Raw genomic sequence first — 18,529 nt, 5'->3', positions numbered from 1 at the left:
CACGACCTGGTCACCAGTTGTAAGACACCGTACCGAGCAAGGTACGGCTGTCACCCCAGTAGCAACGCCCCGCATCGTTGCAACCGGACACATATTCCTTGTCGAACAGGTTTTTCGCATTCAGATCCACAGACCAGTGTTTATCAATCTGGTAACCAACCGCGGCATCCACCAATGTGACGCTTCCTGCGTCCAATTTGCCGTACAACGTCGGCGCGGTGTAGGAAAAAGTACTGTCGAAATAGCGAACACCCCCAGCTAGGGAGAGCCCCTTAAGCTGACCGTCGAGGAAGCGATACTTGCTCCACACGGAAGCCTGGTTGCGCGGGACGCCCGTCATCTGATGCCCTTCGACCAAAGACGTGGCCGAATCCTTGGTAATACGCGCATCGGTGTAGGTATAGGCTGCCGTCACATTGAGATTCTGCGTGAGGTTACTGTTGACCTCCACTTCCACACCCTTGGCGCGACTTTCACCTACCTGCCGATAGCTGTTGGTGGTGGCGTCGAGGTAGGTGTCGTCCTGTTTACGCAGGTCATACACCGACAGCGTCATCGCCGTGTCCCAGCCGAGCGGTTCGTATTTAACGCCCACTTCGTATTGGCTGCTGGTGATCGGTTTCAACGGTGAGCCAGCGTTGGAGATCTGCTGTACAGGGACGAACGCGGTGGAATAGCTGACATACGGCGTCAGGCCGTTGTCGAACTGGTACATGACTCCGCCCTGATAGGTGAATTTGCGGTCTTCCGCCTGGGTGTTGCTGGCCTTGTTCACCTTGTCGCGGAATTCGCTGTCCACCCAGTCCTGACGACCGCCGAGTAAGAACAACCAGTGCTCGTATTTGCTCTGTACCTGTGCATAAACCCCTTTCATTTGTTGCTCAAGCAGGGTGTTTTGTACCGCGATGGGGGTTAGTGGATCGCGCAGGTACACGGGGTTATACACATTAATGGTCCCCGCAAACCCTGCGTCCCAATCTTGGTTGAACGAGGTACGGTCGTAGCTGGCGCCCAACAGCACGGTATTTTCCAAATCGCCGAGTCGGAATTTGCCCTCCAGTTGGTTATCCAGGGAGTAAACCATTGATTTGTTATAGCGATCGTAGGCGGTCATGTTCAGTTGCGTGCCAAAGCCGCGATTGTTCAGGGCGCTGGGCCAGGTTTCATGGCGGTTGATGCGCGACTGCATGTAACGGGAGTTCTGCCTGAACTGCCAGTCGTCGTTAAAGCTGTGACTGAATTCGTAGCCAGTGCTCCAGGCTTCACGTTCGAAGGTGTTCCAGTCCGGGTTACCCAGCATCGTGTGTTTGGATAACTTGCCGTTAGGGTTGGTAAGCAGAGTTCCCGCAGCCGGAAGGCCGAGTTCCAGGTTGGTGTGATCCTTCTGGTAATTGGCCAGCAGGGTCAGGGTGTTGTAATCGTCGAAGTTGAGCGTCAAGGACGGCGCAAGATAGAGCCGGTCATCCGGTACATGGTCGGTTTGCGTATCGGATTTTCGCCCCAGCATCACCAGCCTGCCGAGGACGTTGTCATTACCGTTGAGCGGGCCCGAGATATCCACACCCAACTGGCGGCGATTATTGGAGCCATACCCCAGTTGCACCTCACCTTGGGGCGTGGCCGTCGGATGTTTGCTCACCAGATTCACCAGGCCGCCCGGCGCGTTTTCGCCATAGAGCAGGGAGGAGGGACCGCGGAAAACTTCAACGCGCTCTAGGCCGTAAGGCTCGCTGGTGGTGTCGTATCGATTGCCTTGCACGCGTAGGCCATCTCGCAGCAGACCGTAGCCGTAGTCAGTGGCGTTGAAACCGCGGATGAAAAACAGGTCGCCTGCCAGACTGTCGCCGGCGGCAAAGGGTGGCGCGAAGATGCCCGGCACGTACCCCAACACTTCCGTCAGGCTTTGCGCCTTCTGATCCTTGATGCGCTGACCGGTGACAACCGAGACTGAACGCGGTGTTTCCGACAAGGGCGTACTGGTTTTGGTACCGATCCGACTGTTCTGCGCCTTGTAGCCCACATCCCCAGCGATATCCCGGTTGAACCCATCCTGTTGATAAGTACTCACCGTCGTCGGCGCAAGCGTGAGTTGGTCTGCGGGAGCGACCTGCAATACGTAGCTGCCAGGAGCTTGGGCGACCGCCGACAACCCAGTGCTTTGCAGCAGCAAAGCGAACCCCTGATCAATCGAGTAGTCGCCCTCGAGCCCAGGTGTCGTCAGCCGTGCGGTCTGCTCCGGCGAAAAAGACAAGATCACATTCGCGCTGGCCGCAAATTGGCTTAATGCCCTGTCCAGCGGACCGGCCGCAACGGCGTAATGCTGCACCATACTGGCGGCCAAGACGCCGGTGGCAAACAGGGTACTGGCTGCGGTGGCAGTGGCAATCAGCAGACCATAGGTCATGCCATGGCAGGAAAGTCGCTGGCGTAGCTGGATGGGGAGGCGCATTGGCGGATAAACCCTGAAGGTATTGTCGTAATTACCTTTAGGGCCGCGCCAAGTGAAAAAAAGGTAACCCTCCTGGTGAATTATTTTTGATCAACCGATTGGCGTTATCGAAACCCAATAGCGGGTGAAATATTTCACCTGGATAGGCAAGGTGGCTTGCAGGTTGGTCAGTACTGCATCGGTGGCGTCCAGACGGAACGTCCCGGATACGCGCAGACGGGCAGAGATGGCATCGCATTGCAGGACACCGGACCGATAGCGTGACAACTCGTCGATTACATCGCCAAGCCGCGCATCCAGCACGATTAATTGGCCGTCGACCCAGGCGGCCTGAGTTGCGGTGAAGGGATGGATCGGGCCGACATTAAGCCGATCAAAGTCGGCGCTCTGCCCCGCCTTAAGGAGTTGACCAGAGGAGGGATTGTCTACGGGTGACACCTGTACGCGATCCTCCAACACTCCAACGCGAGTGGAATCGGCCAACTGACGTACGGTAAAGCGGGTGCCCAATGCCTGAACCCGACCTTGGCGAGTTTCAACATAGAAGGGTAGCTGCGCCGCCAACCTGCCGGTGTGGATAAGTACCTCACCCTCGCGCAGACGAATGAGCCGCTGCCGTTCGTCGAATATCACATCGATTGCTGAGCGAGTGTTGAGTTCGATTCGGGTGCCGTCGGCCAACTGGATACGTTGATGTTTGCCAATCGGCGTGCGGTAGTCGGCCAACAACGTTCCCACGCCACTGTGTTGCTGAAGATTCCAACCGAGATAACCCCCACCGCCAAGCACCAGCATCCATTTAAGTACTTGCCGGCGTTGTTGAGTCGTCGACAGCGCACGCCGAGTGACGTCCTGAGGTAACCCGCCCAGACTACGTTGCAGTTGTTCGAGCTGGTTCCAAGCGGCCAGATGGGAAGGGTCGCGGCTCAACCATTGCTGCCAGGCATGGTGTTCGGCGGGTGTGGGAGCTTGAGACTGAAATTGCACATACCAAGTGGCGGCGGCTTCAAAGGTGTCGCGATCGGGGGCGGCCATCAGGAACTGGCCATGATCAATGAACACTCGGTAAACGCTCGGATCATGTGTTTTTTCACCGTTGTGAGCGAAACCTGCAGTTGATCGGCGATCTGTTGATAAGTCAGCCCATCGATCTGGGACAGCATGAAGATTGTTCGTGCACGCCCGCCAAGCGCGTGCAGGGCTTTATCCACAGCGACTAATGTCTCGATTATGAGCGCTTTGTCCTCCTCACTAACGACGGTGATCTCAGGACGATCAGCCAGGACCTCCTTATAGGCCTGTTCGACGGCACTTCGGCGATAACGATCAATCACCAGGCCCCTGGCGATGGTTGCCAGATAATCACGCGGTTCCAGAATCTGGGAGGCGTGTCGTCCACCCAAGATGCGCACGAACGTATCGTGGGCCACATCGGCCGCATCACAGGCGTTATTTAGTTTGCCTTTGAGCCATCCGCGCAGCCACGTGTGGTGTTGCTCGTAGATGTGCTGGACGGCTGCCGTGTGAGAAGGAAGAGGCATAGGGCGCGTAGGTAGGTTAATGATAATCGCTATTATTAACTGCGCTGTGGTTTTCCCACAATAGGTCTCCCAATGAGGTCATCGGCTCCAATCGGAAGATAGGTGTGGCTACGCCATGGGCGAAATCCAGGGTGAATGGCGAGAATCTTTGGATTAAGCCCTGTGGGTAAGCGGCACTGTACCCAGTTGATAACAGGGCTTAAAAACCAAGGATAAACTCGTCTGTGGATAACCAGCACTTTAATCCACAGGCTTAACGCAGTTATCCAACGGGCTTATCGGCACATGACCACAGACTTTTGAACCTCTGTACACATCGAATATAAAGGCTTGTAGCAATCTATCCACAGAAAGCTTGCTCAGTAGAAATAAACATAAAAACAAAGATTTAATAAATTTCTCTCTTTTAATTTCTATTGTCTGTGATTCATCCACAGCTGGTTAAATTTTGTGCAAAGGGTTCTTTAGGAAGGGCTAAGTCCCTATACTTGCCGCCAAAGCTCCAAAACCCTTTCAACAAACAATTCCTGATTACCTACATAAGCAGGCACGAGGTGCGTGGTGGATTTCCCTTCCCGTTTTGAAGTGATCGTCATCGGCGGCGGTCATGCCGGTACCGAGGCAGCACTGGCCTCAGCGCGCATGGGTGTTAAAACCCTGCTGTTGACGCACAACGTGGAAACCCTCGGTGCGATGAGTTGCAACCCTGCCATCGGTGGCATTGGTAAAAGCCATCTGGTCAAAGAAATCGACGCCCTCGGCGGCGCGATGGCCATGGCCACCGACAAGGGCGGTATTCAATTTCGCGTGCTCAATAGCCGCAAAGGCCCTGCTGTGCGAGCGACTCGGGCACAAGCCGACCGCATCCTGTACAAGGCGGCGGTGCGCGAAACCCTGGAAAACCAGCCGAACCTGTGGATATTTCAACAGGCAGCCGATGACCTGATCGTTGAGCAAGACCAGGTGCGCGGTGTCGTCACCCAAATGGGCCTGCGTTTCTTTGCTGAATCCGTGGTGTTGACCACAGGTACGTTCCTGGGCGGACTTATCCACATCGGTATGCAGAATTATTCCGGCGGTCGCGCCGGCGACCCGCCGTCGATTGCCCTGGCAAAACGCCTACGTGAATTGCCGCTACGTGTCGGTCGTTTGAAAACCGGGACGCCGCCGCGTATCGATGGGCGTTCTGTGGACTTTTCGGTGATGACCGAACAAGCGGGCGATACGCCGATTCCAGTGATGTCGTTCATGGGCTCCAAAGAGCAACACCCTAAACAGGTCAGTTGCTGGATCACCCACACCAACGCCCGTACCCACGAAATCATCGCGGCGAACCTCGACCGCTCGCCGATGTATTCCGGGGTCATCGAAGGCGTCGGCCCGCGCTATTGCCCATCGATCGAAGACAAGATCCACCGCTTTGCCGACAAGGAAAGCCATCAGGTCTTCATCGAGCCCGAAGGCCTGACGACCCACGAGTTGTATCCGAATGGCATCTCCACTTCGCTGCCCTTCGATGTGCAAATCCAGATCGTGCAATCGATTCGCGGCATGGAAAACGCACACATCGTGCGCCCGGGTTACGCCATCGAATATGACTACTTCGACCCCCGCGATCTGAAATACAGCCTGGAGACCAAAGTGATCGGCGGTTTGTTCTTCGCCGGGCAAATCAACGGCACCACCGGTTACGAAGAAGCCGGGGCCCAGGGTTTACTGGCCGGGACCAACGCAGCATTGCGTGCCCAGGGCAAAGACAGCTGGTGCCCGCGTCGCGATGAGGCATACATCGGTGTATTGGTCGATGACCTGATTACCCTGGGCACCCAGGAACCGTACCGGATGTTTACCTCGCGGGCGGAATACCGTTTGATCCTGCGTGAAGACAATGCCGATCTGCGCCTGACCGAAAAAGGCCGCGAACTGGGCCTGGTCGACGATGTGCGTTGGGCTGCTTTCTGCAAAAAACGCGAGAGCATCGCGCTGGAAGAGCAACGCCTGAAAAGTACTTGGGTTCGCCCGGGCACCGAGCAGGGTGACGCGATTGCCGAAAAGTTCGGCACGCCACTGACCCACGAGTACAACCTTCTGAACCTGCTGTCCCGTCCGGAAATCGACTACGCTGGCTTGGTCGAAGTGACGGGGCAGGGCGCAGAAGACCCACAGGTCGCCGAACAGGTTGAAATCAAAACCAAGTACGCCGGTTACATTGACCGCCAGCAGGATGAAATTGCCCGCTTGCGCGCCAGTGAAGACACCAAGCTACCTGTGGATATCGACTACACCAGCATTTCCGGGCTCTCGAAGGAGATCCAAAGCAAGCTGGGGATAACTCGCCCTGAAACCCTGGGCCAGGCTTCGCGGATCCCTGGCGTTACCCCGGCAGCGATCTCGCTGTTGATGATTCATTTGAAAAAACGCGGCGCGGGCCGTCAGTTGGAGCAAAGCGCTTGAGTTCGTTGGTCACCTCGCAACACGCCGAAGAGTTATCCACAGGTGCGCGCCAGTTGGGCGTCGACCTTACCCCGGCCCAGCATGACTTGCTGCTGGGCTATCTGGCCCTGCTGATCAAGTGGAACAAGGCTTACAACCTGACGGCCGTGCGCGATCCCGACGAGATGGTGTCGCGTCATTTGCTCGACAGCTTGAGCGTGATGCCCTTTATCGAAAATGGTCGCTGGCTGGACGTGGGCAGTGGCGGAGGCATGCCGGGCATTCCTCTGGCCATTCTGTTTCCTGAGTCTCAAGTTACTTGCCTGGACAGTAACGGCAAGAAGACGCGCTTCCTGACTCAGGTCAAACTCGAACTCAAATTGGATAACCTGCAGGTTATCCACAGCCGCGTCGAAGCCTTTAAGCCTGAACAGCCCTTCAACGGAATTGTTTCCCGGGCGTTCAGTAGCATGGAAAACTTCAGCAACTGGACACGCCACCTGGGCGACCAAGACACCCGTTGGCTGGCAATGAAGGGCGTCCATCCAAGCGATGAGCTGTTAGCATTGCCGACGGACTTCCACCTTGATAGCGAACACGCCTTGGCCGTACCCGGTTGCCAAGGCCAACGCCATCTGCTGATACTGCGCCGCACGGCATGATTGGGAACACAAGCAAGAATGGCTAAGGTATTCGCGATAGCGAACCAAAAAGGTGGCGTGGGCAAAACCACCACCTGCATCAACCTCGCAGCATCCCTGGTGGCCACCAAGCGCCGGGTGCTGTTGATCGATCTTGATCCACAGGGCAACGCCACCATGGGTAGCGGTGTGGATAAACACGGCCTGGAAAACTCAGTCTATGACTTGCTGATCGGCGAGTGCGACCTGGCTCAGGCCATGCACTATTCCGAACACGGCGGTTATCAGCTACTGCCGGCCAACCGCGATCTGACTGCGGCCGAAGTGGTGCTGCTGGAAATGCAGATGAAAGAAAGCCGTCTGCGCAGCGCCTTGGCACCGATCCGCGAGAATTACGATTACATTTTGATCGACTGCCCACCCTCATTGTCGATGCTCACGCTCAACGCGCTGGTCGCTGCCGATGGGGTGATCATCCCCATGCAGTGCGAGTACTACGCGCTCGAAGGCTTGAGTGACCTTGTGGATAACATCAAGCGGATTGCCGAGTTGCTCAACCCGAACCTGCAGATCGAAGGTCTTTTGCGGACTATGTTCGATCCGCGCCTGAGCCTGATGAACGATGTGTCGGCGCAGCTCAAGGAACACTTCGGCGACCAGCTCTACGATACGGTGATCCCGCGCAACATCCGTTTGGCCGAAGCCCCGAGCTACGGCATGCCTGCCCTGGCTTACGACAAATCGTCCCGTGGCGCCATTGCCTACCTGGCACTGGCCGGCGAGATGGTCCGTCGCCAACGCCGCAACTCACGCACCGCTGCCGCCCAGCCAACTTAAGGAATCCCCATGGCCGTCAAGAAACGAGGTCTCGGACGTGGACTGGATGCACTGTTGAGTGGTCCGACCGTTACATCCCTTGAAGAACAAGCGGTGCAGGCTGACGAGCGCGAGTTGCAGCACTTGCCCCTGGACCTGATCCAGCGCGGTAAATACCAGCCGCGCCGGGACATGGATCCCCAGGCGCTGGAAGAACTGGCCAATTCGATCAAGGCCCAGGGTGTGATGCAACCGATCGTGGTTCGCCCGATCGGCGGGGGCCGATTTGAGATCATCGCCGGCGAGCGCCGCTGGCGCGCCAGCCAGCAGGCCGGCAAAGAGACGATCCCGGCGATGGTCCGCGATGTGCCGGACGAAACCGCGATCGCCATGGCCTTGATCGAGAACATCCAGCGTGAAGACCTCAACCCCATCGAAGAAGCGATTGCGTTGCAGCGTTTGCAGCAGGAATTCCAGCTGACCCAGCAACAGGTGGCCGAGGCGGTAGGTAAATCCCGCGTAACTGTGTCCAACCTGCTGCGTCTGATCGCGCTGCCGGAAGTCATCAAGACCATGTTGTCCCACGGTGACCTGGAAATGGGCCATGCCCGTGCATTGCTCGGTTTGCCGGAAAATCAACAGGTTGAAGGGGCGCGACACGTTGTCGCACGAGGGCTCACTGTTCGTCAGACCGAGGCATTGGTTCGGCAGTGGCTCAGTGGTAAACCTGCACCGGTCGAAACGGCCAAACCTGATCCGGATATCGCTCGTCTCGAGCAGCGCCTGGCCGAGCGCCTGGGCTCTGCGGTGCAAATTCGCCATGGCAAGAAGGGCAAAGGCCAATTGGTCATCGGATATAACTCCCTCGATGAGCTTCAGGGCGTCCTTGCCCACATCCGCTGAAACATTTGCTTATGTAGCGCGTGATCGGAAATCACTACCCGACAGTTGAATAGGGGCTGAACCGCCCCTATACTCTGCGCGCATTTTGTCGGCACAAATTATGCCAAGTTATTGATTTCCGGCAGCCGACCATTGAGGAGCAAGAGTGATGGAAACCCGCACGCCAAACACGTTGCCGTTCCATCGCTTGGCCGTTTTCCCGGTTTTATTGGCTCAATTTGTCATCCTGCTGATCGCCGCATTGGCGCTTTGGTATTGGCATGGAGTCGTAGCCGGATATTCAGGACTCTGCGGAGGCCTGATAGCCTTGCTGCCCAATATGTATTTTGCTCACAGGGCCTTTCGGTTTTCCGGCGCCCGAGCAGCCCAGGCCATCGTCCGGTCTTTTTATGCCGGCGAGGCGGGGAAACTGATTTTGACGGCAGTGCTGTTTGCACTGACCTTTGCAGGTGTGAAGCCATTGGCGCCGCTGGCTGTATTCGGTGTCTTCGTGTTGACCCAACTGGTCAGCTGGTTCGCTCCCCTGCTAATGAAAACAAGACTTTCGAAACCTTAGGGCGTTTGAGGCAACCATGGCAGAAACAACCGCTTCGGGCTATATCCAGCACCACTTGCAGAACCTGACCTTCGGTCAGCTTCCCAACGGCGGCTGGGGCTTCGCCCACACCGCAGCAGAAGCCAAAGAAATGGGCTTTTGGGCTTTCCACCTGGATACTCTGGGCTGGTCGGTCGCACTGGGTCTGATCTTCGTCCTGATTTTCCGCATGGCGGCGAAAAAGGCGACTTCCGGTCAGCCGGGTGCCCTGCAAAACTTCGTTGAGGTATTGGTCGAATTCGTCGATGGCAGCGTGAAAGACAGCTTCCATGGCCGTAGCCCGGTGATCGCACCGCTGGCACTGACCATCTTCGTCTGGGTGTTCCTGATGAACGCCGTCGACCTGATTCCGGTCGACTGGATTCCTCAATTGGCGATCCTGATCTCCGGCGATCACCACATTCCATTCCGTGCCGTTTCCACCACGGACCCTAACGCTACCCTGGGCATGGCCCTGTCGGTGTTCGCGTTGATCATTTTCTACAGCATCAAAGTCAAGGGCATCGGCGGCTTCATCGGCGAGCTGACCCTGCACCCGTTCGGCAGCAAGAACATTTTCGTTCAGGCCCTGCTGATTCCGGTGAACTTCCTGCTGGAGTTCGTCACCCTGGTCGCCAAGCCGATTTCCCTGGCACTGCGACTGTTCGGCAACATGTATGCCGGCGAACTGGTGTTCATTCTGATTGCTGTGATGTTCGGCAGCGGTCTGCTCTGGCTTAGCGGCCTGGGCGTTGTTCTGCAGTGGGCGTGGGCTGTATTCCACATCCTGATCATTACCCTGCAGGCCTTCATCTTCATGATGCTGACCATCGTCTACCTGTCGATGGCGCACGAAGAGAACCATTAAGGCCGGTCTCGACCAGTCTGATGTCCTTCCCGGTGAAACGGGAAGGTGGCCCACCAGGGCTAATGAAACGATTTGTTTTACCGCTTTAAAATCTAAAAAACCTAAACCATACGACGTAAAAGTCGGGAGGAAAGATGGAAACTGTAGTTGGTCTAACCGCTATCGCTGTTGCACTGTTGATCGGCCTGGGCGCTCTGGGTACTGCCATTGGTTTCGGCCTGCTGGGCGGCAAGTTCCTGGAAGGCGCAGCGCGTCAGCCAGAAATGGTCCCAATGCTGCAAGTTAAAATGTTCATCGTCGCCGGCCTGCTCGACGCCGTGACCATGATCGGCGTTGGTATCGCACTGTTCTTCACCTTCGCGAACCCCTTCGTTGGTCAACTCGCTGGCTAATCACTCGATTTCGAGTGATTGGGGTGATGGACAACGAATGAGCGAGGTGTTGGCGTGAACATTAATGCAACCCTGATTGGCCAATCCGTTGCGTTCTTCATTTTTGTAGTGTTTTGCATGAAGTTCGTGTGGCCTCCGGTCATCGCGGCTTTGCACGAACGTCAGAAGAAGATCGCGGACGGCTTGGACGCTGCCAGCCGTGCAGCTCGCGACCTGGAGTTGGCCCAAGAGAAAGTGGGTCATCAACTGCGCGAAGCTAAAGCACAGGCAGCTGAGATCATTGAGCAAGCCAAGAAACGCGGTAACCAGATCGTCGAAGAGGCTGTTGAAAAAGCCCGCGTCGAAGCTGACCGTGTGAAGGCTTCGGCTCATGCCGAGATCGAACAGGAACTGAACGGCGTCAAAGACGCGCTGCGTGCCCAACTGGGTGCTCTGGCGGTCGGCGGTGCTGAGAAGATCCTCGGTGCCACAATCGATCAAAACGCGCACGCGGAGCTGGTTAACAAACTGGCTGCTGAAATTTAAGCGAGGGCGATCATGGCAGAACTGACCACGTTGGCCCGACCTTACGCTAAGGCAGCCTTCGAGCACGCCCAGGCCCACCAGCAGCTGGCCTCTTGGTCAGCCATGCTCGGCCTGGCTGCAGCAGTGTCGCAAGACGACACCATGCAGCGCGTGCTCAAGGCCCCGCGCCTGACGAGCGCAGACAAGGCCGCCACTTTTATTGAAGTGTGCGGCGACAAGTTTGATGTGAAGGTGCAGAACTTCATTCACGTCATTGCCGAAAACGACCGTCTCCCGCTGTTGCCGGAGATCGCCGCGCTGTTCGACCTGTACAAGGCTGAAGCAGAGAAATCGGTAGACGTTGAAGTGACCAGTGCTTTCGCATTGAACCAAGAACAGCAAGACAAACTCGCCAAGGTTCTCAGTGCACGACTCAATCGGGAAGTGCGCCTGCAAGCTTCGGAGGACGCATCCCTGATTGGTGGTGTTGTTATCCGTGCCGGCGACCTGGTTATCGATGGCTCGATTCGCGGCAAAATCGCGAAACTTGCCGAAGCATTGAAATCTTGAGTTTGAAGGGGCAGCAGAGCAATGCAGCAACTCAATCCTTCCGAAATAAGTGAAATTATCAAGGGCCGCATCGACAAGCTCGATGTGACCTCCCAAGCCCGTAACGAAGGCACTGTCGTCAGCGTATCTGACGGCATCGTGCGGATTCACGGTCTGGCCGACGTTATGTACGGCGAGATGATCGAGTTTCCGGGCGGCGTCTACGGTATGGCCCTCAACCTGGAGCAAGACTCCGTAGGTGCCGTTGTACTGGGCGCATACACCAGTCTGGCTGAAGGCATGAGCGCCAAGTGCACTGGCCGCATCCTGGAAGTTCCGGTTGGTAAGGAACTGCTGGGTCGCGTAGTCGACGCACTGGGTAACCCTGTTGACGGCAAAGGTCCACTGGGCAACACCGAGACCGACGCGGTCGAGAAAGTTGCTCCAGGCGTGATCTGGCGTAAGTCGGTAGACCAGCCTGTACAGACTGGCTACAAGGCTGTCGATGCCATGATCCCTGTCGGCCGTGGCCAGCGTGAGCTGATCATCGGTGACCGTCAGATCGGTAAAACCGCTCTGGCGATCGACGCGATCATCAACCAGAAGAACAGCGGCATTTTCTGCGTCTACGTAGCCATCGGTCAGAAGCAATCGACCATCGCCAACGTGGTTCGCAAGCTGGAAGAAAACGGCGCCCTGGCCAACACGATCATCGTGGCTGCCAGTGCTTCGGAATCTCCTGCGCTGCAATTCCTGGCACCGTACTCCGGTTGCACCATGGGTGAATTCTTCCGCGACCGCGGTGAAGACGCGCTGATCGTTTATGACGATCTGTCCAAGCAAGCAGTGGCTTACCGCCAGATTTCCCTGCTGCTGCGCCGTCCACCAGGCCGTGAAGCTTACCCAGGCGACGTGTTCTACCTCCACTCCCGTCTGCTGGAGCGCGCATCCCGCGTTTCGGAAGAGTACGTAGAGAAGTTCACCAACGGCGCAGTGACCGGCAAAACCGGTTCCCTGACCGCACTGCCGATCATCGAAACCCAGGCTGGCGACGTTTCCGCGTTCGTTCCGACCAACGTGATTTCCATCACCGACGGTCAGATCTTCCTGGAATCGGCCATGTTCAACTCGGGCATCCGCCCTGCAGTGAACGCCGGTGTTTCGGTATCCCGTGTGGGTGGTGCCGCTCAGACCAAGATCATCAAGAAGCTCTCCGGTGGTATCCGTACCGCTCTGGCTCAGTACCGTGAACTGGCGGCATTCGCCCAGTTCGCTTCTGACCTGGACGAAGCGACCCGTAAGCAACTTGAGCATGGTCAGCGCGTTACCGAGCTGATGAAGCAGAAGCAATACGCCCCAATGTCGATCGCTGACATGGCGTTGTCGCTGTATGCCGCTGAGCGTGGGTTCCTGACCGACGTTGAAATCGCCAAGGTCGGCAGCTTTGAACAAGCGCTGATTGCTTACTTCAACCGCGATCACGCCGATTTGATGGCGAAGATCAACGTGAAGGGTGACTTCAATGACGATATCGACGCTGGCATGAAAGCCGGTATCGAGAAGTTCAAGGCCACCCAAACCTGGTAAGCCGCAGCGGGAGCCGCAAGGCTCCCGCTTGCTAACCTGATAGGTGTTACATGGCAGGCGCAAAAGAGATTCGCAGTAAGATTGCGAGCATCAAAAGCACGCAAAAAATTACCAGCGCCATGGAAAAAGTGGCGGTCAGCAAAATGCGCAAGGCACAAATGCGCATGGCTGCTAGCCGTCCTTATGCGGAGCGTATCCGCCAGGTAATTGGGCATCTGGCCAACGCCAACCCGGAATACCGCCACCCGTTCATGATCGACCGCGAAGTTAAGCGCGTTGGTTATGTCGTAGTGAGCAGTGACCGTGGTTTGTGCGGTGGTTTGAATACCAACCTGTTCAAGGCCCTGGTCAAGGACATGGCGGTAAACCGCGAAAAAGGCGTCGAGATCGATCTGTGTGTTGTTGGTAGCAAGGGTGCGGCCTTTTTCCGTAACTTCGGCGGTAACGTCGTTGCAGCTATCAGCCACCTGGGTGAAGAGCCGTCGATCAATGATTTGATCGGCAGTGTGAAGGTGATGCTGGATGCGTACCTGGAAGGCCGGATTGACCGCCTGTCCGTGGTATCCAACAAATTCATCAACACCATGACCCAGCAGCCGACCGTGGAGCAATTGATTCCACTGGTGGCGACCCCGGATCAGGAACTCAAGCACCACTGGGACTACCTCTACGAACCAGACGCCAAAGAGCTGCTTGACGGCTTGATGGTGCGCTACGTGGAGTCGCAGGTGTACCAGGCGGTGGTCGAGAACAACGCAGCTGAACAAGCGGCGCGGATGATCGCGATGAAAAACGCTACCGATAACGCCGGTGATCTGATCAGCGATTTGCAGCTGATCTACAACAAGGCGCGTCAGGCTGCGATCACCCAAGAGATCTCGGAAATCGTCGGCGGCGCTGCCGCGGTTTAACGGTTCAAATATTCAGAGGATCCAGCTATGAGTAGCGGACGTATCGTTCAAATCATCGGCGCCGTTATCGACGTGGAATTTCCACGCGACAGCGTACCGAGCATCTACAACGCGCTGAAAGTACAAGGCGCGGACACTACCCTGGAAGTTCAGCAGCAGCTGGGCGACGGCGTAGTTCGTACCATTGCGATGGGTTCCACCGAAGGCTTGAAGCGCGGTCTGGACGTTATCGACTCTGGCGCAGCCATCTCCGTACCAGTCGGTAAAGCGACCCTGGGCCGGATCATGGACGTACTGGGCAACCCGATCGACGAAGCTGGCCCGATTGCCACCGACGAACGTTGGGGTATCCACCGCGCCGCGCCGTCGTTCGCAGAACAGGCGGGCGGCAACGACCTGCTGGAAACCGGCATCAAGGTTATCGACCTGGTTTGCCCGTTCGCCAAAGGCGGTAAAGTCGGTCTGTTCGGTGGTGCCGGTGTAGGCAAGACCGTAAACATGATGGAACTGATCCGTAACATCGCCATCGAGCACAGCGGTTATTCCGTGTTCGCCGGTGTGGGTGAGCGTACTCGTGAGGGTAACGACTTCTACCACGAGATGAAGGACTCCAACGTTCTGGACAAAGTGGCACTGGTTTACGGTCAGATGAACGAGCCGCCGGGAAACCGTCTGCGCGTAGCACTGACTGGCCTGACCATGGCCGAGAAGTTCCGTGACGAAGGTAACGACGTTCTGCTGTTCGTCGACAACATCTACCGTTACACCCTGGCCGGTACTGAAGTATCCGCACTGCTGGGCCGTATGCCTTCTGCAGTAGGTTACCAGCCGACCCTGGCTGAAGAGATGGGCGTTCTGCAAGAACGTATCACTTCGACCAAGGAAGGTTCGATCACCTCGATCCAAGCGGTATACGTACCTGCGGATGACTTGACCGACCCGTCCCCAGCGACCACCTTCGCCCACTTGGACGCCACCGTTGTACTGTCCCGTGACATCGCTTCCCTGGGTATCTACCCAGCGGTCGATCCACTGGACTCGACTTCGCGCCAGCTGGACCCGAACGTGATCGGCCAGGAGCACTACGACACCGCTCGCGGCGTTCAGTACGTGCTGCAGCGTTACAAAGAACTGAAGGACATCATTGCGATCCTGGGTATGGACGAGCTGTCGGAAGCCGACAAGCAGTTGGTAAACCGTGCTCGTAAGATCCAGCGCTTCTTGTCGCAGCCGTTCTTCGTGGCTGAAGTCTTCACCGGTGCTTCGGGTAAATACGTTTCCCTGAAAGACACCATTGCTGGCTTCAAAGGCATCCTCAACGGTGACTACGACCACCTGCCAGAACAAGCGTTCTACATGGTCGGCGGCATCGAAGAAGCGATCGAGAAAGCCAAGAAACTGTAATCCAGGCGCCCGGAAACGGGCGCTCATCAGGTTGAGGCAATCAGATGGCTATGACAGTCCATTGCGATATCGTCAGCGCGGAAGGGGAAATCTTCTCCGGTCTGGTAGAAATGGTGATTGCACACGGCGAACTCGGTGACCTGGGTATTGCCATGGGCCACGCGCCATTGATCACCAGCTTGAAGCCAGGTCCGATCACTCTGACCAAGCAAGGCGGGGAAAAGGAGGTGTTTTACATCTCCGGCGGTTTCCTCGAGGTTCAGCCGAACATGGTCAAGGTACTTGCCGACACCGTGCAACGTGCGAGTGACCTGGATGAAGCCTCCGCTCAGGAAGCCGTCAAGGCTGCCGAGAAGGCCCTGAACGAAAAGGGTGCGGACTTCGACTACAGCGCTGCAGCTGTACGTCTGGCCGAGGCTGCAGCTCAGCTGCGCACGCTCCAGCAGATCCGCAAGAAGTAAGCGGCCACGCCGTCATGCTTCACGCGCGATTGATTAAAAAGGGTAGCCTCGGCTACCCTTTTTCTTTTTTTGCAAAACACTTCTTTGGTCTGAAGTCGGACCGCCCAGGATTGGTAGCCATTCATGTCTCTTGAAATCGTCATTCTCGCCGCAGGCCAGGGCACCCGTATGCGTTCGGCCCTGCCTAAGGTGCTGCACCCGGTCGCCGGTCATTCAATGCTGGGTCACGTTATCCACAGCGCCCGGCAACTGCAGCCCCAGCGTATCCACGTCGTTATTGGCCATGGTGCCGATGTGGTGCGCGAACGCCTGGCGGCGGACGATCTCAACTTCGTCCTCCAAGACAAGCAATTGGGCACCGGGCACGCCACTGCGCAGGCGGTACCCTTTATCAGCGCAGATACTGTGTTGATCCTTTATGGCGACGTGCCGCTTATTGAAGTCGACACGTTGCAACGTCTGCTCCAGCACGTAGTTCCAGGCCAAATGGGCCTGCTCACCGTGGAACTGGATGACCCCACCGGTTACGGCCGCATCGTGCGCAACGCCGACGGCAAGGTCGCGGCTATTGTTGAGCACAAAGACGCCACCCAAGCCCAACGCGCCATCACCGAAGGCAACACCGGGATTCTGGCTGTGCCTGCCAAGAACCTCGCGGATTGGATGGGCCGCCTGTCCAACAACAATGCCCAGGGCGAGTACTACCTCACCGACGTCATCGAAATGGCGGTGAGCGATGGTCTGCTGGTGGCCACCGAGCAGCCCCACGACCCGATGGAAGTGCAGGGCGCCAACGACCGCAAGCAACTGGCCGAGCTGGAGCGTCACTACCAACTGCGCGAAGGTCGTCGCCTGATGGCCCAGGGCGTTACCCTGCGTGATCCGGCACGTTTCGACATCCGTGGTGAGGTGACCGTGGGCCGCGACGTGCTGATCGATATCAACGTGATCCTCGAAGGCCGCGTGATTATCGAAGACGACGTAGTGATTGGCCCCAACTGTGTGATCAAGGACAGCACCCTGCGCAAAGGCGTAGTGATCAAGGCCAACAGCCATATCGACGGTGCCGTAATGGGCGAGGGCAGCGATGCCGGCCCGTTTGCGCGGCTGCGCCCTGGCAGCGTGCTGGAAGCCAAGGCCCATGTGGGTAATTTCGTTGAACTGAAAAATGCCCATCTGGGGGAAGGCGCCAAGGCCGGTCACCTGACTTACCTTGGGGACGCGGTCATCGGTGCGCGCACCAATATCGGCGCTGGCACCATCACCTGCAATTACGATGGCGCCAATAAACACCAGACCGTATTGGGCGAAGACGTATTTATCGGCTCCAACAATTCGTTGGTCGCGCCGGTCAAAGTGGGCGATGGCGCGACTACTGCCGCCGGTTCCACCATCAACCAGGATGTGGATAACTTGCAGCTGGGCGTCGCACGCGCTCGCCAGCGCAACATCGACGGCTGGAAGCGCCCGGTCAAGATCAAGAAGACCTGAGTTATCCACAGTTACATAAGCAGCTAGCTTCAAAGGGGGAGGGGGCTTGCCCCCGATGGCGGTGCGTCAGTGGCAGATGAGCTGACTGACCCAGAGCTATCGGGGGCAAGCCCCCTCCCACATTTTCATATGTGTCGTTTAAAAAATCTCTTCTCGACGCTTGACGATACCATCCCAATAGGTTTTGATTGCCTTCGTTATCTTTCGAAACGAAACTTATCACTACCATGTCGAAACGTAATACCCCCCAACGGCGCCACAACATCCTCACCTTGCTCAACGAGCGAGGCGAAGTCAGTGTGGATGAATTGGCCAAGCGTTTCGAAACCTCGGAAGTTACCATTCGCAAGGATCTGGCCGCGTTGGAAAGCAATGGCCTGTTACTGCGCCGCTACGGTGGCGCAATCACCATGCCTCAGGAATTGGTCGGTGATCCTGCCCAACCCATTTCCGCGTACAAACGCGCCATCGCCCGTGCTGCGGTCAAGCGCTTACGTGAGCATGCACGAATCATCATCGACAGCGGCAGCACCACAGCGGCCATGATCCCCGAGCTGGGCCACCAGCCTGGCCTGGTGGTGATGACCAACTCCCTGCATGTGGCCAGCGCGTTGAGCGAACTGGAACACGAGCCAGTGCTGTTGATGACCGGCGGTACCTGGGACCCGCATTCGGACTCGTTCCAAGGCCAGGTCGCCGAGCAGGTGTTGCGTTCCTACGACTTTGATCAACTGTTCATCGGCGCCGACGGCATCGATTTACAGCGCGGTACCACCACCTTCAACGAATTGCTGGGCCTGAGCCGCGTAATGGCCGAGGTCGCCCGTGAAGTGGTGGTGATGGTCGAGTCCGACAAGATCGGCCGCAAAATTCCCAACCTGGAACTGCCCTGGAGCAGCGTCCATACACTTATTACCGATGATCGCCTGCCGCTTGAGGCCCGCGACCAGATCCAAGCCCGCGGCATTACGCTGATATGCGCGGCAATCATCTAGGAGAAATACC

At 57.0% G+C, this 18,529-nt stretch carries 18 protein-coding genes; 15 read left to right on the top strand and 3 right to left on the bottom strand.

What is annotated here, in order from left to right:
• Positions 1-10 precede the first annotated feature (10 nt).
• The 3 genes from ABX75_RS16800 to ABX75_RS16790 all read right to left on the bottom strand — a co-directional run bounded on the left by ABX75_RS16800 (position 11) and on the right by ABX75_RS16790 (position 3,990).
• A complete protein-coding gene (locus tag ABX75_RS16800; RefSeq protein ID WP_047882301.1) occupies positions 11-2,449 on the bottom strand; it encodes a TonB-dependent siderophore receptor in 2,439 nt (812 codons plus the stop codon).
• A 90-nt stretch (positions 2,450-2,539) separates the two neighbouring features.
• Positions 2,540-3,484 carry a FecR domain-containing protein gene (locus ABX75_RS16795; RefSeq protein WP_034115590.1) on the bottom strand — a complete coding sequence of 315 codons (945 nt, stop codon included), beginning with the start codon at positions 3,482-3,484 and terminating at the stop codon, positions 2,540-2,542.
• The gene (locus ABX75_RS16790; RefSeq protein WP_034115589.1) at positions 3,484-3,990 is read right to left on the bottom strand and encodes a sigma-70 family RNA polymerase sigma factor; all 507 of its coding nucleotides are present in this window, start codon (positions 3,988-3,990) and stop codon (positions 3,484-3,486) included. Before ABX75_RS16790 ends, ABX75_RS16795 begins: the two co-directional genes overlap by 1 nt.
• Before the next feature lie 561 nt (positions 3,991-4,551).
• On the opposite strand from ABX75_RS16790, the gene mnmG reads away from it, so the two are divergent.
• From mnmG to ABX75_RS16715, 15 genes are all read left to right on the top strand, one after another.
• On the top strand, positions 4,552-6,444 hold the full coding sequence (gene mnmG, locus ABX75_RS16785; protein ID WP_034115588.1) for a tRNA uridine-5-carboxymethylaminomethyl(34) synthesis enzyme MnmG: 1,893 nt from the start codon (positions 4,552-4,554) through the stop codon (positions 6,442-6,444).
• Positions 6,441-7,085 carry a 16S rRNA (guanine(527)-N(7))-methyltransferase RsmG gene (rsmG, locus tag ABX75_RS16780; RefSeq protein ID WP_034101612.1) on the top strand — a complete coding sequence of 215 codons (645 nt, stop codon included), beginning with the start codon at positions 6,441-6,443 and terminating at the stop codon, positions 7,083-7,085. Before mnmG ends, rsmG begins: the two co-directional genes overlap by 4 nt.
• Before the next feature lie 18 nt (positions 7,086-7,103).
• Positions 7,104-7,901 carry a ParA family protein gene (locus tag ABX75_RS16775; protein ID WP_016978715.1) on the top strand — a complete coding sequence of 266 codons (798 nt, stop codon included), beginning with the start codon at positions 7,104-7,106 and terminating at the stop codon, positions 7,899-7,901.
• Between the two features lie 9 nt (positions 7,902-7,910).
• Entirely contained in the window at positions 7,911-8,783 is an 873-nt protein-coding gene (locus ABX75_RS16770) for a ParB/RepB/Spo0J family partition protein (protein WP_016970690.1), read from the top strand.
• Between the two features lie 148 nt (positions 8,784-8,931).
• Positions 8,932-9,339, top strand: a complete 408-nt coding sequence (locus ABX75_RS16765; RefSeq protein ID WP_010565865.1) for a F0F1 ATP synthase subunit I — start codon at positions 8,932-8,934, stop codon at positions 9,337-9,339.
• 16 nt (positions 9,340-9,355) lie between these two features.
• On the top strand, positions 9,356-10,225 hold the full coding sequence (gene atpB / locus ABX75_RS16760) for a F0F1 ATP synthase subunit A (protein WP_034101609.1): 870 nt from the start codon (positions 9,356-9,358) through the stop codon (positions 10,223-10,225).
• A gap of 134 nt (positions 10,226-10,359) precedes the next feature.
• A complete protein-coding gene (atpE, locus tag ABX75_RS16755) occupies positions 10,360-10,617 on the top strand; it encodes a F0F1 ATP synthase subunit C (RefSeq protein ID WP_002555987.1) in 258 nt (85 codons plus the stop codon).
• A 54-nt stretch (positions 10,618-10,671) separates the two neighbouring features.
• On the top strand, positions 10,672-11,142 hold the full coding sequence (locus tag ABX75_RS16750; protein WP_003177066.1) for a F0F1 ATP synthase subunit B: 471 nt from the start codon (positions 10,672-10,674) through the stop codon (positions 11,140-11,142).
• Positions 11,143-11,154: 12 nt separating this feature from the next.
• Positions 11,155-11,691: a F0F1 ATP synthase subunit delta gene (locus ABX75_RS16745; RefSeq protein ID WP_003195833.1), complete on the top strand. Its 537-nt coding sequence runs from the start codon at positions 11,155-11,157 to the stop codon at positions 11,689-11,691.
• Positions 11,692-11,712: 21 nt separating this feature from the next.
• Complete coding sequence (atpA, locus tag ABX75_RS16740) at positions 11,713-13,257, top strand: F0F1 ATP synthase subunit alpha (protein ID WP_034101605.1); 1,545 nt, start codon at positions 11,713-11,715, stop codon at positions 13,255-13,257.
• A gap of 50 nt (positions 13,258-13,307) precedes the next feature.
• Positions 13,308-14,168: a F0F1 ATP synthase subunit gamma gene (gene atpG / locus ABX75_RS16735; RefSeq protein ID WP_010207685.1), complete on the top strand. Its 861-nt coding sequence runs from the start codon at positions 13,308-13,310 to the stop codon at positions 14,166-14,168.
• A gap of 27 nt (positions 14,169-14,195) precedes the next feature.
• Positions 14,196-15,572 carry a F0F1 ATP synthase subunit beta gene (gene atpD, locus ABX75_RS16730; RefSeq protein WP_034101603.1) on the top strand — a complete coding sequence of 459 codons (1,377 nt, stop codon included), beginning with the start codon at positions 14,196-14,198 and terminating at the stop codon, positions 15,570-15,572.
• 44 nt (positions 15,573-15,616) lie between these two features.
• Entirely contained in the window at positions 15,617-16,033 is a 417-nt protein-coding gene (locus ABX75_RS16725) for a F0F1 ATP synthase subunit epsilon (protein WP_034101601.1), read from the top strand.
• A 123-nt stretch (positions 16,034-16,156) separates the two neighbouring features.
• On the top strand, positions 16,157-17,524 hold the full coding sequence (gene glmU, locus ABX75_RS16720; RefSeq protein WP_034101599.1) for a bifunctional UDP-N-acetylglucosamine diphosphorylase/glucosamine-1-phosphate N-acetyltransferase GlmU: 1,368 nt from the start codon (positions 16,157-16,159) through the stop codon (positions 17,522-17,524).
• Between the two features lie 227 nt (positions 17,525-17,751).
• On the top strand, positions 17,752-18,519 hold the full coding sequence (locus tag ABX75_RS16715) for a DeoR/GlpR family DNA-binding transcription regulator (protein WP_034101597.1): 768 nt from the start codon (positions 17,752-17,754) through the stop codon (positions 18,517-18,519).
• The last annotated feature ends 10 nt before the right edge of the window (positions 18,520-18,529 follow it).

Source organism: Pseudomonas sp. ARP3, from assembly GCF_001029595.1.
GTDB lineage: Bacteria > Pseudomonadota > Gammaproteobacteria > Pseudomonadales > Pseudomonadaceae > Aquipseudomonas > Aquipseudomonas rhodesiae.
The sequence above is the reverse complement of the archived record's forward strand: the minus strand, read 5'-3'. Positions and strand labels throughout refer to the sequence as shown.

Bases quoted from the DNA above. Each gene is read 5' to 3' on its own strand.
- ABX75_RS16800 (WP_047882301.1), bottom strand. From the start codon at position 2,449: ATGCGCCTCCCCATCCAGCTACGCCAGCGACTTTCCTGCCATGGCATG.
- ABX75_RS16795 (WP_034115590.1), bottom strand. From the start codon at position 3,484: ATGGCCGCCCCCGATCGCGACACCTTTGAAGCCGCCGCCACTTGGTAT.
- ABX75_RS16790 (WP_034115589.1), bottom strand. From the start codon at position 3,990: ATGCCTCTTCCTTCTCACACGGCAGCCGTCCAGCACATCTACGAGCAA.
- ABX75_RS16775 (WP_016978715.1), top strand. From the start codon at position 7,104: ATGGCTAAGGTATTCGCGATAGCGAACCAAAAAGGTGGCGTGGGCAAA.
- ABX75_RS16770 (WP_016970690.1), top strand. From the start codon at position 7,911: ATGGCCGTCAAGAAACGAGGTCTCGGACGTGGACTGGATGCACTGTTG.
- ABX75_RS16765 (WP_010565865.1), top strand. From the start codon at position 8,932: ATGGAAACCCGCACGCCAAACACGTTGCCGTTCCATCGCTTGGCCGTT.
- atpB (WP_034101609.1), top strand. From the start codon at position 9,356: ATGGCAGAAACAACCGCTTCGGGCTATATCCAGCACCACTTGCAGAAC.
- atpE (WP_002555987.1), top strand. From the start codon at position 10,360: ATGGAAACTGTAGTTGGTCTAACCGCTATCGCTGTTGCACTGTTGATC.
- ABX75_RS16745 (WP_003195833.1), top strand. From the start codon at position 11,155: ATGGCAGAACTGACCACGTTGGCCCGACCTTACGCTAAGGCAGCCTTC.
- atpA (WP_034101605.1), top strand. From the start codon at position 11,713: ATGCAGCAACTCAATCCTTCCGAAATAAGTGAAATTATCAAGGGCCGC.
- atpG (WP_010207685.1), top strand. From the start codon at position 13,308: ATGGCAGGCGCAAAAGAGATTCGCAGTAAGATTGCGAGCATCAAAAGC.
- atpD (WP_034101603.1), top strand. From the start codon at position 14,196: ATGAGTAGCGGACGTATCGTTCAAATCATCGGCGCCGTTATCGACGTG.
- ABX75_RS16725 (WP_034101601.1), top strand. From the start codon at position 15,617: ATGGCTATGACAGTCCATTGCGATATCGTCAGCGCGGAAGGGGAAATC.
- glmU (WP_034101599.1), top strand. From the start codon at position 16,157: ATGTCTCTTGAAATCGTCATTCTCGCCGCAGGCCAGGGCACCCGTATG.
- ABX75_RS16715 (WP_034101597.1), top strand. From the start codon at position 17,752: ATGTCGAAACGTAATACCCCCCAACGGCGCCACAACATCCTCACCTTG.